General features: G+C 71.8%; 18 protein-coding genes. 11 read left to right on the forward strand and 7 right to left on the reverse strand.

Annotated features, from left to right (window positions below; genetic code table 11):
* Window positions 1-17: 17 nt before the first annotated feature.
* Window positions 18-980 (forward strand): methylmalonyl Co-A mutase-associated GTPase MeaB, encoded by a 963-nt coding sequence (gene meaB / locus AC07FY_RS08570; RefSeq protein WP_479002453.1) that lies wholly within the window; start codon window positions 18-20, stop codon window positions 978-980.
* 69 nt (window positions 981-1049) lie between these two features.
* Entirely contained in the window at window positions 1050-1124 is a 75-nt protein-coding gene (locus tag AC07FY_RS08575) for a 50S ribosomal protein bL37 (RefSeq protein WP_099895366.1), read from the forward strand.
* Window positions 1125-1198: 74 nt separating this feature from the next.
* Here AC07FY_RS08575 and AC07FY_RS08580 read toward each other — a convergent pair whose 3' ends face one another.
* The 5 genes from AC07FY_RS08580 to AC07FY_RS08600 all read right to left on the reverse strand — a co-directional run bounded on the left by AC07FY_RS08580 (window position 1199) and on the right by AC07FY_RS08600 (window position 4593).
* Window positions 1199-1780 carry a PepSY domain-containing protein gene (locus AC07FY_RS08580; protein ID WP_479002455.1) on the reverse strand — a complete coding sequence of 194 codons (582 nt, stop codon included), beginning with the start codon at window positions 1778-1780 and terminating at the stop codon, window positions 1199-1201.
* A gap of 125 nt (window positions 1781-1905) precedes the next feature.
* Window positions 1906-2382: a MarR family winged helix-turn-helix transcriptional regulator gene (locus tag AC07FY_RS08585; protein WP_479003173.1), complete on the reverse strand. Its 477-nt coding sequence runs from the start codon at window positions 2380-2382 to the stop codon at window positions 1906-1908.
* A gap of 107 nt (window positions 2383-2489) precedes the next feature.
* Window positions 2490-3308: an AIM24 family protein gene (locus tag AC07FY_RS08590; protein WP_479002458.1), complete on the reverse strand. Its 819-nt coding sequence runs from the start codon at window positions 3306-3308 to the stop codon at window positions 2490-2492.
* Window positions 3305-3955, reverse strand: coding sequence for an AIM24 family protein (locus AC07FY_RS08595; RefSeq protein WP_479002461.1), 651 nt, complete (start codon window positions 3953-3955; stop codon window positions 3305-3307). The genes AC07FY_RS08590 and AC07FY_RS08595 overlap by 4 nt, the downstream gene beginning before the upstream one ends.
* Window positions 3955-4593: an AIM24 family protein gene (locus AC07FY_RS08600; RefSeq protein WP_479002464.1), complete on the reverse strand. Its 639-nt coding sequence runs from the start codon at window positions 4591-4593 to the stop codon at window positions 3955-3957. Before AC07FY_RS08600 ends, AC07FY_RS08595 begins: the two co-directional genes overlap by 1 nt.
* A gap of 218 nt (window positions 4594-4811) precedes the next feature.
* Between AC07FY_RS08600 and AC07FY_RS08605 the strand changes: the two genes are divergently transcribed.
* Window positions 4812-5156, forward strand: a complete 345-nt coding sequence (locus AC07FY_RS08605) for a DUF3817 domain-containing protein (protein WP_479002467.1) — start codon at window positions 4812-4814, stop codon at window positions 5154-5156.
* Window positions 5153-5449 carry an MTH1187 family thiamine-binding protein gene (locus tag AC07FY_RS08610; RefSeq protein WP_479002470.1) on the forward strand — a complete coding sequence of 99 codons (297 nt, stop codon included), beginning with the start codon at window positions 5153-5155 and terminating at the stop codon, window positions 5447-5449. The genes AC07FY_RS08605 and AC07FY_RS08610 overlap by 4 nt, the downstream gene beginning before the upstream one ends.
* Window positions 5450-5547: 98 nt before the next feature.
* Here the strand turns inward: AC07FY_RS08610 and AC07FY_RS08615 are convergent, their stop codons facing one another.
* A complete protein-coding gene (locus tag AC07FY_RS08615; protein ID WP_479002473.1) occupies window positions 5548-6582 on the reverse strand; it encodes a glycoside hydrolase family 6 protein in 1035 nt (344 codons plus the stop codon).
* 292 nt (window positions 6583-6874) lie between these two features.
* Between AC07FY_RS08615 and AC07FY_RS08620 the strand changes: the two genes are divergently transcribed.
* From AC07FY_RS08620 to AC07FY_RS08630, 3 genes are all read left to right on the forward strand, one after another.
* Window positions 6875-7384 (forward strand): MarR family winged helix-turn-helix transcriptional regulator, encoded by a 510-nt coding sequence (locus AC07FY_RS08620; RefSeq protein ID WP_479002476.1) that lies wholly within the window; start codon window positions 6875-6877, stop codon window positions 7382-7384.
* Window positions 7385-7428: 44 nt separating this feature from the next.
* The gene (locus AC07FY_RS08625; RefSeq protein ID WP_479002478.1) at window positions 7429-7758 is read left to right on the forward strand and encodes a DUF3817 domain-containing protein; all 330 of its coding nucleotides are present in this window, start codon (window positions 7429-7431) and stop codon (window positions 7756-7758) included.
* Between the two features lie 97 nt (window positions 7759-7855).
* The gene (locus AC07FY_RS08630) at window positions 7856-9556 is read left to right on the forward strand and encodes an acyl-CoA mutase large subunit family protein (protein WP_479002481.1); all 1701 of its coding nucleotides are present in this window, start codon (window positions 7856-7858) and stop codon (window positions 9554-9556) included.
* Between the two features lie 125 nt (window positions 9557-9681).
* Here AC07FY_RS08630 and AC07FY_RS08635 read toward each other — a convergent pair whose 3' ends face one another.
* The gene (locus AC07FY_RS08635) at window positions 9682-10311 is read right to left on the reverse strand and encodes a TetR/AcrR family transcriptional regulator (protein WP_479002484.1); all 630 of its coding nucleotides are present in this window, start codon (window positions 10309-10311) and stop codon (window positions 9682-9684) included.
* A 227-nt stretch (window positions 10312-10538) separates the two neighbouring features.
* Between AC07FY_RS08635 and AC07FY_RS08640 the strand changes: the two genes are divergently transcribed.
* From AC07FY_RS08640 to AC07FY_RS08655, 4 genes are all read left to right on the forward strand, one after another.
* Window positions 10539-11540: a tetratricopeptide repeat protein gene (locus AC07FY_RS08640; protein ID WP_479002486.1), complete on the forward strand. Its 1002-nt coding sequence runs from the start codon at window positions 10539-10541 to the stop codon at window positions 11538-11540.
* A 586-nt stretch (window positions 11541-12126) separates the two neighbouring features.
* Window positions 12127-12765 carry a DUF6230 family protein gene (locus AC07FY_RS08645; RefSeq protein ID WP_479002488.1) on the forward strand — a complete coding sequence of 213 codons (639 nt, stop codon included), beginning with the start codon at window positions 12127-12129 and terminating at the stop codon, window positions 12763-12765.
* Between the two features lie 108 nt (window positions 12766-12873).
* Window positions 12874-13515 (forward strand): DUF6114 domain-containing protein, encoded by a 642-nt coding sequence (locus AC07FY_RS08650; protein ID WP_479002491.1) that lies wholly within the window; start codon window positions 12874-12876, stop codon window positions 13513-13515.
* Window positions 13505-14782 (forward strand): hypothetical protein, encoded by a 1278-nt coding sequence (locus AC07FY_RS08655; protein WP_479002494.1) that lies wholly within the window; start codon window positions 13505-13507, stop codon window positions 14780-14782. The genes AC07FY_RS08650 and AC07FY_RS08655 overlap by 11 nt, the downstream gene beginning before the upstream one ends.
* Window positions 14783-14945 lie beyond the last annotated feature (163 nt).

The following is a 14945-nucleotide window of genomic DNA, read 5'->3' on the forward strand; positions in this document are numbered from 1 at the left end:
CGAGGAGCGCAGCACGTATGACGGCGGTGGACGTCCCCCAGCTGGTGGCCCAGGCACGGGAGGGCAGGCCGAGAGCGGTGGCCCGGCTGATCTCGCTGGTGGAGGGGGCGTCCCCGCAGCTGCGCGAGGTGATGGCGGCACTGGCCCCGCTCACGGGCAACGCGTACGTGGTGGGGCTGACCGGGTCGCCGGGTGTCGGCAAGTCGACCTCGACCTCGGCGCTGGTGTCCGCCTACCGCAAGGCCGGCAAGCGGGTCGGCGTGCTCGCCGTCGACCCCTCCTCGCCCTTCTCCGGCGGCGCGCTGCTCGGCGACCGGGTGCGCATGTCCGACCACGCCTCCGATCCGGGGGTCTACATCCGGTCCATGGCGACCCGCGGCCACCTGGGCGGGCTCGCCTGGGCCGCCCCGCAGGCGATCCGGGTGCTGGACGCGGCCGGCTGCGAGGTGGTCCTGGTCGAGACGGTCGGCGTCGGCCAGTCGGAGGTGGAGATCGCGGCCCAGGCGGACACCTCGGTGGTGCTGCTGGCGCCGGGGATGGGTGACGGGATCCAGGCCGCGAAGGCGGGGATCCTGGAGATCGGCGACGTGTACGTGGTGAACAAGGCCGACCGGGACGGCGCGGACGCGACGGCCCGGGAGCTGAACCACATGCTGGGCCTCGGGGAGTCCCGGGGGGCTGGTGACTGGCGCCCGCCCATCATCAAGACCGTCGCCGCGCGGGCGCAGGGCATCGACGAACTCGTCGAGGCGCTGGAGAAGCACCGGGCGTGGATGGACGAGCACGGGGTCCTGGCGGAGCGGCGCACGGCGCGGGCGGCGCGCGAGGTGGAGACCATCGCGGTGACCTCGCTGCGCACCCGGATGGCCGATCTGCGCGGCAACGCGCGGCTGGAGGCGCTGGCGGCCCGGGTGGCCGGGGGCGAGCTCGATCCGTACGCGGCGGCCGACGTCCTGCTGGAGAGCTTGACCGAAGCCTGATGCGGGAGCGGCGCGCCGCCCCTAGACTGGCGACGCCCGGATTACCCCGATTCATTCAGGGAGTGGCTCATGGCCAAGCGCGGCAACAAGAAGCGAGCACGCAAGAAGAAGAAGGCGAACCACGGCAAGCGTCCCAACGCCTGACCGGCCGCCCGAACAGTACGGCAGGAGCCGCGCCCCCGGCACGGGGCGCGGCTCCTGTCGCATGTGTACGCCGGTCAGCCGTTGCCGCTGTCCGTGCCACCGCCCGTGTCGTCGTCCACGTCGGGCCGCGTGGTGGCCTTGCCGGTCGCGCCGTCCACCGACGCGTCCCACGTCTTGCCGTCGGAACCCCGCACTTCGACGTGCCAGGACGCGGCCCGGCCGTCGTCCGCGGAATCCCACTCGACCGTCCGGATCTGTCCGGGATGGGCGGCGAGCGCGGCCTTGGCGGCCTGCGCGGCGGTGACCTTGGCGGCGAGCAGGTCCTTGTGCTCGGCGGGGTCCTCGTCGGTGTCCACGTCCTGCCGGGTGACCGCGCCGCTCGTGGCGTCGACCTCCAGCTCGGCGTGGCCCTTGCCGTCCTTGGTGATCACGTCCACGTGCCAGACGCCGCCGTCGCGGTCGAGGGACTCGACGACTCCGGGGTAGTCCTTCAGGGCCGCGGCGAGCACGGCCTCCGCCGTGACGTCGACCGTCGGGGCCGCCGCCGCGGGGGCGGTTCTCGCCGCGTCGGCGGGTGCCGTCGCGGCGGCCGCCACCGGGCCTCCCGCCATCAGGACCACGGACGCGGCCACACAGACGTACGCGTTGCGCTTCATGGGCTGACCTCCTCAGGCCGGCCGTACCACCTGCGGCTGCCCGCAGGACGGCGGCCGGCAGCGAGCGTTCCCCGCCATTGTCGGGCCGACCGCCGTCCGGCGCGCCCCGGGGCGCTCGAGGCCGGTCAGGCCTTGCCGCGGTTGTCGCGCAGGTGCTCCGCCACCGGGTTCAGCGACTCGCGCAGTGCCGCCAGGGCCTGCGGCGGCAGCAGGTCGATGAAGTGCCGGCGGACGGACGCCACGTGGTGCGGGGCGACCTTGCGCATCGTCTCCATGCCCTCGTCCGTGAGCACCGCGAACAGGCCGCGGCGGTCGGACTCGCAGTTGACGCGGCGGACCAGGCCCGCCGCCTCCATTCGGGTGATCTGGTGGGACAGCCGGCTCTTCGACTGCAGGGTGGCGGTCGCGAGGTCGCTCATCCGCATCCGCCGCTCCGGCGACTCCGAGAGGTTCACGAGGATCTCGTAGTCGTTGTTGGTGAGTCCGAAGGGCTGGAGGTCCTTTTCCAGCTGGTGCATCAGCAGTCTGCTGACGTCCAGGTGGGTGCGCCAGGCGCACTGCTCGGCGTCGGTCAGCCACCGGGTTGCCGTCTCGGTCTCCATGGTCTCCATGAATGAACTCTACCTAAAAAGTTGAATTGCGTACAAAAACGGGCGGGACCCGGAGTCCGGGCCGGGCGTCGCGGGCGGCCCGGAAACCGGGCCGGGCGTCACAGTCCGAAGCGGCGCTGGAGATCACCCAGCTGCCCCGGCATCCGCGGGACGCCCGGCTGGCCCATCGGCCCCTGGCCGGCCCCCGGCACGCCCTGGGCGTTGCCCGTGGCAGCACCGGCGCCGACCGTGCCGACCGCCTGCTCCGCCATCAGCATCTCCGACGACTGGAGCAGCACCGTGCCCGCCCCGACGAACTCGAATTGGTGCTCCTCGCCCGAGGTGCCGCCGATGCCCGTGAGCGAGCGCAGGCCGCCCATCACGCCCGCCATGTAGCCGTGGTCGTAGTGGTGGCACGGAGAGGGGCAGTCCGCCCAGCCCACCAGCGCCTGCGGGTCCACGCGCAGCGGCGGCTCCATGAACACCACCGGCCCGTTGGAGGCCGCCACGAACTTGCCCGTGCCGATCAGCGTCAGGAAGCCCGGGACGATCGACTGCTTGAGGGCGAGGGAGGGCTGGTAGGCCAGCAGGTTGCCCGACCGGATGGTCAGGTTCCCGTTGTCCAGGTCGTAGGAGTTCACGTCGAACGCCCGGTCGGCGAGGAGCATCTTGCCCTGCCCCTCGGCCACCACCCAGTCGCTCGCGTGCAGCGGCGAGTGGAAGCTGGTGCGCAGCAGCCGGTCGAAGCGGCCGTGCCCGATGCCGCTGAACTCGATGCTCCCGTAGTACGAGATCATCTTGCCCTTCTGCAGGAACCACTGGCTCCCCTTGAGCTCCACGCAGAAGGTGTACGCGTTCACGTTGTCGTCGGAGGGCAGGGTGTACGGGTCGAAGACCGTCGGGCCGCCGGGTCCGCCGATCACGGGACCAAAGTTCACAGCTTCTCCTCCGAGGCCTGTACGTACACCGCGCCCTGGCCGGACAGCTCCAGCTGGAACGCCTCACCCGAGCCGCGCCCCACCATGTCCCGCCAGCCGAGCGCGGTGGAGAGCTTGTTGCGCACCTCGCCGTGGTGGGCGACGTACGCCTGGGGGTCCACGTGGACCGGCCGGTTCGGGTGGATGGGCAGTTCGATCACTCCGCCGTGGGCCATCACCGCGACCTCGCCGTGGCCCTTGAGGGTCGTGGTGAACAGGCCCTGGCCGGTCACCTGGCCGCGGACCATGCCCATGACCCCGCCCTGCGAACCCATGAACATCGTGCCCTGCTGGAGCGTCCCGTCGAACGCCAGCAGCCGGTCGGCCTCCACGTACAGCGTCTCGCCGGTCAGATTGATCACCTGGATGTGGTGGCCGCCGTGGCCGAACATCACGGTGCCGCTGCCCTCGACCGTCATCAGCGGGGTCTGCTCGTTGGCCACCCGGCGCCCGATCATGCCCATGACCCCGCCCTGACCGCCTGTCACGCTCGGCGTGAAGGAGACCTCGCCGCGGTAGGCGAGCATCGCGCCGCGCTGGCTGTACATCCTCTGCCCCGGGATCACCTGGGCCTCGACCATCTTCGAGTTGATCTCGCGGAACGGCATCAGACGTCGCCCCCGACGGTGTTGCGCTCGCTGGGCTGCACGTACACCAGGCCCTCGCCCTCGAAGCGGATCTGGAAGGACTCACCGGAGCCCTCGCCGATCAGCGTGCGGAAGTTCACCCCGGACTGGAAGGACTGGCGGAGGTCGCCGGTGTGCGCGATGTAGGCCCCCGGGTCGACGGACAGCGGGTACTGGGCGCTGACGCGCAGCACCACCGCCGGGCCGTCGGACATGATCGCCGCCTGGCCCGAACCCTCCACGGTCGTGGTGAACAGGCCGTTGCCCGTCGTCGCACCCCGCAGGCCGGTGAACGTCGTGCCGGTGCGCAGCCCGCCGTCGGTGCACAGCAGGTTGCTGGACTCGACGTAGAGCTTCTCGCCGCGCAGGGCGACCAGGTTGATCTCGCTCGCGCGGTCGGCGAAGAAGCAGGTGCCGTGCCCCTGTACCTCCATCACGGTCATCTGCTCGCCGGTGAGGCGGCGGGTCACCATCCCGCGGATGCCTTCGCCGCCGCCGGACATCTTCTTGAAGGCCATCTGCCCGTCGTACGCGACCATGGAGCCGTTCTTCGCTTTCACGGCGTCCCCGGTCAGGTCGACGGCGAGCACCTTGCTGCCTTGGAGTCGGAACTGAGCCACGGGATGACGTTATCCGCAGCGGGCGGAGGGGAACAGGGCCCCGTGGCCGATATACGCCACACCCGGGCCGTTTCAGGAGCGATTAGGGACGACTCGGGGCATCAGCGCACGCGCCGGACGGGCCGCGGCACCCGGCGGAGAGGGGGCCCGGGTCAAGATCCCGCAAAGCGGCTGAGACACTGGGACCGCCCCAGGCCGCTCACCTTCGAAGGTTCCCCGTGGACATCAAGACCGCCTCCGCCCTGCACCGGCTGCGCCTCATCTCCGTCCCGGAGGCGCTGTCGTTCCCGGCTCTGCTGATCTTCGGCTCGCTGCTGAGCCGGATCTCGGACGTCGACTACCTGATGATGCCGCTCGGCGTCCTGCACGGGTTCCTCTTCGTCCTCTACGCGCTCTTCCTGCTGGATGTCTGGAACAAGGCGAAGTGGCCCGTGAAGAAGGTCGCGCTGTTCTTCGTCCTGGCGCTGCTGCCCTTCGGCGGACTGTACGGCGACCGCCTGCTCAAGCGGGACGAGGCCGACAGCGTGATCGCGGCCCGCGCCCGGCTGGCGGCCGAAGCGTGATCGTCGCGTTCTCCGTCACCCCGCTGGGGGTCGGCGAAGAGGTCGGGGAGTACGTCGCCGACGCGGTCCGGGTGGTCCGCGCCTCGGGGCTGCCGCACCGCACCGACGCCATGTTCACCACCATCGAAGGCGAGTGGGACGAGGTCATGGACGTGGTCCGGCGCGCGGTGGCGGCCGTGGAGGAGCGGGCGCCGCGCGTCTCCTTCATCCTGAAGGCCGACATCCGCCCCGGAGTGTCCGACGGCATGACATCGAAGGTCGAGACGGTGGAACGCCATCTCGCCGGGGGCTGACCCTCCCGCTCCCTCTGCCCCTCCTCCTGCCGCTGCTCCACGCGCGCCCCCGGCCCCGACGGCCGGGGGCGCGCGTCGTGCGCGGGGCGACCGCAGGGTCAGTCCCTCGCCCGGCGGGCCAGGCCCAGTGCGTAGTCCGGCCACCAGGTGCCCGCCCGCGGGCCGCCGCGGCAGGGGCCGTCGGACTCGCCGGGACGCTTGATCCACAGGTACGCGTCGACGAGCCGGTCGCCGGTCCGGTCCGTCGGGGGTGTGCCCAGCGCCCGGCCGGGCGGGTTGCAGCCGGCGTCGCCCTGGCCGCCGGGCAGCGGGCCCGCCCCGTTGCGGCTGGTGTCGACGACGAAGTGCGCGCCGCCGGCGGCCCGGGAGACCTTGGCGCCGTACGCCCGCACCGCGGCGTCGGGCAGGAAGCCGGCGACGTTGAGCGCGAAGCCGTCGGCGCGGGCGAGGCCCGCCTCGCGCAGCGGCCCGGCCAGGTCCGCCGGGTCCTTGATCCGCCCCGGGCCGGCGTCCAGGTAGACCTTGGTGCGGGGGTTGCGCTTGAGCCGGCCGACGGCCTCGGCGAGCAGGCGGTAGCGCTCGGCCCGGTGCTCGGGCCGGGTGCAGCCCTCGATGATGCGCGTGAGCGCCTCCGGCTCGAGCACGACGAGGGCCCCGGTGCTCCCGACGGCCTCGGCGAAGGCGCCGATCCAGCCGCGGTAGGCGGCGGGGCTCGGGGCGCCGCCGGCCTTCTGCCGGCCGCAGTCGGGGGACGGCAGGCGGTGCGCGGCGAGCACCAGCGTCCGCCCGGCGGCCCGGGCGCCGGCCGCGGCGCGGCGGATCTCCGGGCGGGGGTCGGCGCCCCGCGGCCACAGGGCCGCCGGCCGTTCCGCGATCCTGCGCAGCACCTGGGCGTCGCTGTGGCGGCCCGCCGCCTCCCAGGCGGCCACCTGCCGGGCGGCCTGGCCTGCCGGGTCCACCCAGTACGGAGATGCGGCGGTCCCGTCGGCGGCGGGGCCGGCGGGGGCGCCCGGGGTTCCCCGTTCGGGCGCGGGGTCCCCGGAGCACGCGGCGGTCGCGGCGAGGCACAGCAGGAGGCCGAGGGTGGTGGCGGCGCGTCTGGGAACGGCGCGTCGGGAAAGGGCGGGGCGCATCCGGCTCCTCGGGACGAAGGATCGGGCGGCGGGGTCCGGGCGCGGACGATCGGACGGATCGACATATCGTGACATGGCGGACAGGTGTCACCGCCTTGCGACACCGCGGGCTCACCGCCGCCGGCGCGACGGCGGGCGTGCGGTGCGTTCGCAGGGCCGGCCGTCTCCCCCCCCGATCCACCCTCTCGGCCTCGACCGCCGGGCCGAACTCTGCGCCACCGCACGGAAAGTCGGGCAACCGAGGAGTGAGACGGGGCCCGCCGCCAAATGACCGACGGGTAGGGTCTGCTACGTGTCCAAGCCGCTCAGCCTTCCCTTCGACCCCATCGCCCGCGCCGACGAGCTCTGGCAGCGTCGCTGGGGGCCGGTGCCCGCCATGGCGGCGATCACCTCGATCATGCGCGCGCACCAGATCCTGCTCGGCGAGGTCGACGCCGTGGTCAAGCCGTACGGCCTGACCTTCGCGCGGTACGAGGCGCTGGTGCTGCTCACCTTCTCCAAGGCCGGCGAGCTGCCCATGTCGAAGATCGGCGAGCGGCTGATGGTCCACCCGACGTCGGTGACGAACACCGTGGACCGGCTGGTCAGGTCCGGGCTCGTCGACAAGCGGCCCAACCCCAACGACGGCCGCGGCACCCTCGCCTCCATCACGGACAAGGGCCGCGAGGTCGTCGAGGCCGCGACCAAGGACCTGATGGAGGTCGACTTCGGCCTCGGGGTGTACGACGCGGAGGAGTGCGCGGAGATCTTCGCGCTGCTGCGGCCGCTGCGGGTGGCCGCGGCGGACTTCGAGGAGAAGTAGGCCCCCGTCAAGATCGAGCAAAACGGACGGTTAGGCTCGGACGCATGAAGAAGAGCGTGCTGACCCGCTACCGGGTGATGGCCTTCGCCACCGCCGTGATGCTGCTGGTGCTGTGCACCTGCATGATTTTCAAGTACGGCTTCGACATGGGGGCCGACCTGACGTTCGTGGTGTCCCAGGCCCACGGCGTGCTCTTCATGGTCTACCTCGTCTTCGCCTTCGACCTGAGCTCCAAGGCCAGGTGGTCCTTCGGCAAGATGCTGTGGGTGATGCTCAGCGGCACGATTCCGCTGGCCGCCTTCTTCGTCGAGCGCAAGGTCCGCGCCGAGGTCGAGCCGCTGGTCAGCGACCCCCTCGCGACCGCCAAGGCCTGAACCACCCCTCGATCCGCGCACGCCCCGGGGACACGCCGCGACATCTCCCCGGGGTTTGCCATCGACATTTACTAGGACGTCCTAGTAAATTCGAGGTATGGACGCAGACGCCATCGAGGAAGGCCGCCGTCGCTGGCAGGCCCGTTACGACAAGGCCCGCAAGCGCGAGGCAGATTTCACCACGCTCTCCGGCGATGATGTCGATCCGGTCTACGGGCCCCGGCCCGGTGACGCGTACGAGGGATTCGAGCGCATCGGCTGGCCGGGGGAGTACCCGTACACCCGCGGCCTGCACGCGACCGGATACCGGGGCCGCACCTGGACCATCCGGCAGTTCGCCGGGTTCGGGAACGCCGAGCAGACCAACGAGCGCTACAAGATGATCCTGGCGGCCGGCGGCGGCGGGCTCTCCGTCGCCTTCGACATGCCGACCCTCATGGGCCGCGACTCCGACGACCCCCGCTCCCTGGGCGAGGTGGGCCACTGCGGGGTGGCCATCGACTCCGCCGCCGACATGGAGGTCCTCTTCCAGGACATCCCGCTGGGCGACGTCACCACCTCCATGACCATCTCGGGCCCCGCCGTGCCCGCCTTCTGCATGTACCTGGTCGCCGCGGAGCGGCAGGGTGTGGACCCGGCCCTGCTCAACGGCACGCTCCAGACCGACATCTTCAAGGAGTACATCGCCCAGAAGGAGTGGCTCTTCGAACCCGAGCCGCACCTGCGCCTCATCGGCGACCTCATGGAGTACTGCGCGAAGGGCATCCCGGCCTACAAGCCGCTGTCCGTCTCCGGCTACCACATCCGCGAGGCCGGGGCGACGGCCGCGCAGGAGCTCGCCTACACCCTGGCGGACGGCTTCGGCTACGTGGAGCTCGGGCTCTCGCGCGGCCTGGACGTGGACCACTTCGCCTCCGGGCTCTCCTTCTTCTTCGACGCGCACCTCGACTTCTTCGAGGAGATCGCCAAGTTCCGCGCGGCCCGCCGGATCTGGGCGCGCTGGATGAAGGAGGTCTACGGGGCGCAGAGCGAGAAGTCGATGTGGCTGCGCTTCCACACGCAGACCGCCGGCGTCTCGCTGACCGCCCAGCAGCCGTACAACAACGTCGTGCGCACCGCCGTCGAAGCCCTCGCGGCCGTCCTCGGCGGCACCAACTCGCTGCACACCAACGCCCTCGACGAGACGCTCGCCCTGCCCAGCGAGCAGGCCGCCGAGATCGCCCTGCGCACCCAGCAGGTGCTGATGGAGGAGACCGGCGTCGCCAACGTGGCCGACCCGCTGGGCGGCTCCTGGTACGTGGAGCAGCTCACCGACCGCATCGAGGCGGACGCCGAGAAGATCTTCGACCAGATCAAGGAGCGCGGGCTGCGCGCCCACCCGGACGGGCAGCACCCGATCGGGCCGATCACCTCCGGCATCCTGCGCGGCATCGAGGACGGCTGGTTCACCGGAGAGATCGCCGAGTCGGCCTTCCAGTACCAGCGGTCGCTGGAGAAGGGCGACAAGCGGGTCGTCGGCGTCAACGTCCACCACGGCTCGGTCACCGGGGACCTGGAGATCCTGCGCGTCAGCCACGAAGTGGAGCGCGAGCAGGTCCGGGCCCTCGCCGACCGCAAGGCCCGTCGCGACGACGCCAAGGTCAGCGCGTCCCTGAAGACCATGCTGGACGCCGCCCGGGACGGGTCGAACATGATTCCGGCCATGCTGGACGCGGTGCGGGCCGAGGCCACGCTGGGCGAGATCTGCAATGCCCTGCGCGACGAGTGGGGCACCTACACCGAGCCGCCGGGTTTCTGAGGCCACCGCGAACGGAAGACGGCCGGTCAGGGCGCCGAAGGGCGGCGCGCTGACCGGCCGTCGTGCTGCCGGCGGGCGGCGCGGCGGGCCGCCTGGTCGTGCCGCCGCCCCCGGGCGGGGCCCGTTCAGGTCCCGGCCGGGCCCCGCAGGCCGTGCATCAGCAGGGCCGTGAAGGCGGCCACCCAGAGTTCGTCCACCGGCTCGCAGCTCACCAGCGCACGGTGCACCACGGTGCCCGCGATCACGTCGAAGATCAGGTCGGTGGTGTGGCCGGCGAGGGCCTCGTCCTCCTCGTCGGGGAGTTCCCCGCGGGCCTGGGCCCGGGCCCGGCCCAGTACGACGAGACGTTTCTGCCGGTCCACGATGGCCGAGCGGATACGGTCGCGCAGGGCCTCGTCCCGGGTGGACTCGGCCACCACCGCCATCAGGGCGGTGCGGGCCTCCGGTCGCCGCAGCAGCTCCGCGAACCGCAGGACCACGTACTCGATGTCCGCTTCCAGGGAGCCGCGGTCCGGCAGCTCCAGGGAGTCGAACAGTTCCGCCACGGCGTCCACGACCAGCTCGTTCTTGCCCGCCCAGCGCCGGTAGAGCGTGGTCTTGGCGACCCCGGCGCGGGCCGAGACGTCGCCCATCGTCAGCTTCGACCAGCCCAGCTCCACCAGCGCGTCCCGGGTCGCCGCGAGGATCGCGGCGTCCGCGGCGGCGCTGCGAGGGCGGCCGGGGCGGCCGGTGCGGCCGGGACTCGGGTTGCGCATGGCCGAGACCATACCCGCCGGTAGGCCAGCGGGCCGCTGTGGTTCAGATCACGGGCGCGGCGGGGCCGGGAGGAGTTACGCTACGACTCGTAGCGTAAGAGCGACAACCACGCGAAGAGCTACTGGCGCCAGGTGGGGACCCGGCGCCGACCAGCACCACGGTCGCGGATCAGGTCAATTCCCGCGATCTTTTTCGTCGGCGCGCGCACTCGGGGGAGGATGTACGCATGCAGCCCAGAAACATGTCCATGAGCGGCGTCGTCGACCTCGCCGCGGTGAAGGCGGCCGGCGAAGCCAAGGCCAAGGCCGAGCAGGCCCGTGCCGAATCCGCCCGGCAGGCGGCCCAGGGCGGCGGCGCGGGCCCGGCCGCCGGCGCGGTGCCGCCCTCCGCCCTCGTCATCGATGTCGACGAGGCCGCGTTCGAACGCGATGTGCTCCAGCTCTCCGCCGAGGTCCCGGTCGTCCTGGACTTCTGGGCCGAGTGGTGTGAGCCGTGCAAGCAGCTCAGCCCGCTCCTGGAGCGCCTGACCGTCGAGGCGAACGGCCGTCTCGTCCTGGCCAAGGTCGACGTCGACGCCAACCAGCTGCTCATGCAGCAGTTCCAGATCCAGGGCATCCCGGCCGTCTTCGCCGTGGTGGCCGGTCAGGTGCTGCCGCTGTTCCAGGGCGCGGTTCCCGAGCAGCAGATCCGCGAGACCCTCGCCCAGCTGGTGCAGGTGGCCGAGGAGCGGTTCGGGATCATCGGCATCGAGGTGGACCCCGCCGCGCAGGGCGCGCCCCGGGCCGCCGTCGAGGCCGAGCTCCCGCCCGGTCCGTACGACGCCCTGCTGGAGGCGGCCGTCGCCGCGCTCGACGCGGGCGACCTGGGCGGCGCGGTGCAGGCGTACAAGAACGTGCTGTCCGACGACCCGGGCAACAGCGAGGCCAAGCTGGGCCTGGCCCAGGCGGAACTCCTCGTCCGCGTCCAGGACATGGACCCGCAGGCGGTGCGCACCGCGGCCGCCGAGAAGCCGAACGATCCGGCGGCGCAGATCGCCGCGGCCGACCTCGACCTGGTCGGCGGACACGTGGAGGACGCCTTCGGGCGCCTGGTCGACACCGTGCGGGTGACGTTCGGTGCGGACCGCGACGCCGTACGGCTGCGCCTGCTGGAGCTGTTCGAGGTCATCGGCGCGGACGACCCGCGGGTCTCGGCGGCCCGTACGGCGCTGGCCCGGGTGCTGTTCTGAACCGTCGGCCGAACGCGCGGCGTCCCCGTGCGTTTTGTTGACACGTAGATAAACAGCGGCCGCACTTTGCCAAAACTTGGCAATCGCGGCCGCTGTTACTCGTAGTAAGTCGAACGCCGTGAACTGTCCGGTGTGTTCGCCCTTCTCCCGATCTGTCGTGGCCCTCGGTGACACCCTGTGTTGCTGCCCGACGGCAGCGGGCCTTTCCCCGGTTATCTGGCCGTTACCCGCCAGTAACGAACCCCCTTGTGCCCCGGCCGGGAATGGACCACGATCGGCGACGCTCGGTCCTTCCCGCAGCGCCGCTTCGATCGGAGCCGCGGCGGAGGATCCCCACCGAGCCGGCCGGTGCCCCTGGCGCCGGACGCGGGACAGGGGGGTCTCCGCCGCACCGGCGGGGCCTGTCCCTCCAGGTTGCGCGAACGCGTGGCCCAGTGGTTGTCGCTCGGGGGTGATCGCCGGTGTATCGGACGTGGCACGGCCGCGGCCCGGGCGCCTGCGCTCCTTCCCGAGGACGTAGCACTTCTCCCATCCCAGGACGGGCACGGCCCGGACCGGAGATGTACGTCCGAGAAGGAGGAACGAAATGAGTTCTCAGGTTCGTGGCGGGACCAGATGGAAGCGCTTCGCGCTCGTCATGGTGCCGAGCATCGCGGCCACGGCCGCGGTCGGTGTGGGTCTGGCGCAGGGAGCCCTCGCGGCGTCCTTCAGCGTCTCCGGCCAGGACTTCAAGGTCTCGGCCGACAAGCTCGACGGTACCAACCTCATCCAGTACGGCGGCATCGCCGAGGGTCACGACCTCAAGGGCAATGCGAAGCACCACCCGGTCACCATCTCCGGGTTCAGCCACGCCGAGATCACCAACATGTGCCAGTCGCTGGTGACCCCGACGCCGATGGGCAACATCACGCTGCAGCTGCGCACCGGCCACAAGGGCAAGCCGGCCGTCGCCGACAACATCTACCTGGATGTTGCCGAGCTCGACACCGACGCCGAGTTCAAGAACCTGGACATCGGTGTCGCGGTCGGCGACGCGAGCCACAAGACCAAGCCGCAGGCCGGCACGGTCACCAGCCCGTACGCGTTCTCGCAGCGCGCCGACAAGGCGATCCTGACGAACGTGCGCCAGAAGGCGTGGGCGACGACGGCGGGCACCTTCAAGCTGCCCGACCTCAAGCTGCGCCTGGTCGGTGGCGACCAGCCGTGCTACCAGGACGAGAAGTAGTCCGTCCCGGCGAGTGACCGGAGGGGTGGTCGGCGGCGCGAGCCGCCGCCCGCCCGTCCGGGGCTCCACAGAGTTTTCCGTACCACCGTTTCCAGGGAGCTGTTGTCCATGAACCCCCAGGCCCCGGTTTATGTTCGCCGCGAAGACGACGCCTGGCTCACCGCGGTGTACTACCACTTCCACGCCTGGAGCGGTCGCCGTCCTTTCTGGGCCGGGCTGTTCACGCTCCTCGGTGGCTTCCCGATCGCCTACTTCCCGTACGCGGACCTGCGGCTGGGCAACGTCAGTCTGGCGATGGCCACCACGGGCGGCGCCGGCGCGCTGATCATCGGCGTCCTGCTGATCACGCTCGGCCTGGCCCTGTGGTTCCAGCAGGCCATCCGGGTCTTCGCGGGAGTGGCCGCGATCCTGCTGGCCCTCGTCTCGCTCCCGGTGTCCAACCTCGGCGGCTTCTTCCTCGGCTTCTCCTTCTCCATGATCGGTGGCGCCCTCGCCCTGGCCTGGGTCCCCGGGCAGCCGGTGGAGGAGTCCGGGCGGGAGCGGGAGCCGGCCGCGGTGGACATGACCAAGGCGCCGGCGACGGACCCGCACGGGCTGCACGGCCCCCAGGGCTACGGAGCCCCGGGCTCCCATGAAGCCCAGGACCTCCGCGGGCCGCAGGGCATCCCGGGACAGCGCGACACGGAAACGCCGGCACACGCGAGCGACACGACTGCCCATGCCGATGGCGGGAGGAACAGTGCGGGGTGACGAGACGCAGCGGGGCGCGGCCCCAGGCGCAGAGTCCCGCGAGATCAAGGGGCCGCGGCACGCGGCGCCCAGGAAATCGCTGCTGAACAAGCTCCAGATACCCGTCGGCAAGACGATGGCGCTGGCGGCCATGCCGACCGCGGTCTTCGTCGGCATGGGCATGGCGCCCAAGCTCGCGGTGGCCGACGACAAGGACATCCCCTTCGCGCCCGGGCCCTGCGTGACGCGCTCCGACGAGCCGAAGGAGAAGGAGTCGCCCTCGGCGTCCCCGACGCCCTCGAAGTCGCCGTCGCCGGGTGCCTCGCCCGGTGCGTCCCCCTCGCCGTCCGCGTCGTCGTCCCCGGCCGCCAAGCCGAAGCCGAGCGGCTCCGCCTCCCCGTCCGCGACGGCGGCCAAGCCGGCCGAAGCCGCCCCGGCCGCGGCCACGCCGTCGTCCTCGCCGACGCCGACCGCGAGCACGAACCCGCTCGACCCGCTGGGCGTCGGCGACGCCCTCAAGAAGCTCCTGAACCCCGTCAAGGACACGCAGCCCCCGGCGACCCCGACGCCCGCGCCGTCCACGACGACCGCCCCGAAGCCCGAGGCCCCCAAGCCCGAGGCCCCGGCGCCCGACCCGGCGGCCGACGCCATCCGCGAGGCGGCGAAGAAGGCCGGGGCCGAGGTCGAGGAGCTGTCCGACGAGGTCAAGGACACCGCGAAGAGCCCGAAGGACGAGACGGGCGGCTCCGCGGAGGACGAAGCGGCGCCGGAGGCGACGAAGGACGCGGACGGGAAGGAACCCTTCCCCTGCCCGACCCACGACGCCCAGGCCCTGGCCGACGCCGAGCTGGAGCCGGGCATCCCGCTCCTGCCGGACGAGCCGTGGTACCTCGACAGCTCGCTGCTGACCCTCTACGGCCTGGACTACGCGGGCATCGTCGAGGTGAAGACGGCCGGCGGCAAGACCAAGAAGGTCCTGAAGTTCACCGCGGACTCGCTGGACATCAAGGACCTCTACCAGACCGTCGGCAAGGGCGGGAACGTCGCCCACCTGAAGTCCCGCCCGGGCTCCACCTCCAAGATCCGCGGCGGCACGGTGACGATGTACACGGAGAGCCTCAAGGGCAACCTCTTCGGCATCATCCCCATCGAGTTCACCCCGAACAGCCCGCCGCCGCTGAACGTCCCCTTCGCGTTCTTCACGGACGTCAAGGTCGTCCAGGCCGGCCAGTTCGGCGGCACGCTCACCGTCCCGGGCCTGAAGAACTACATCGGCCCGCCGGAGTAGACGCCCGGCCGTCTCCGACGCGCGACCGTCCGGCGTCCGACCCGGTCCCGGCCGAGCAGCCGTGACATGCCGAGGGCGGGGGGGGGGGGGGGGGGGGGGGGGGGGGGGGGGTCCTGGGGGGGGGGGGTGGGAGAGGGGGTGGGGTGTTGAGGGGGTAGAAGGA

The organism is Streptomyces sp. NPDC045967 (assembly GCF_056430495.1).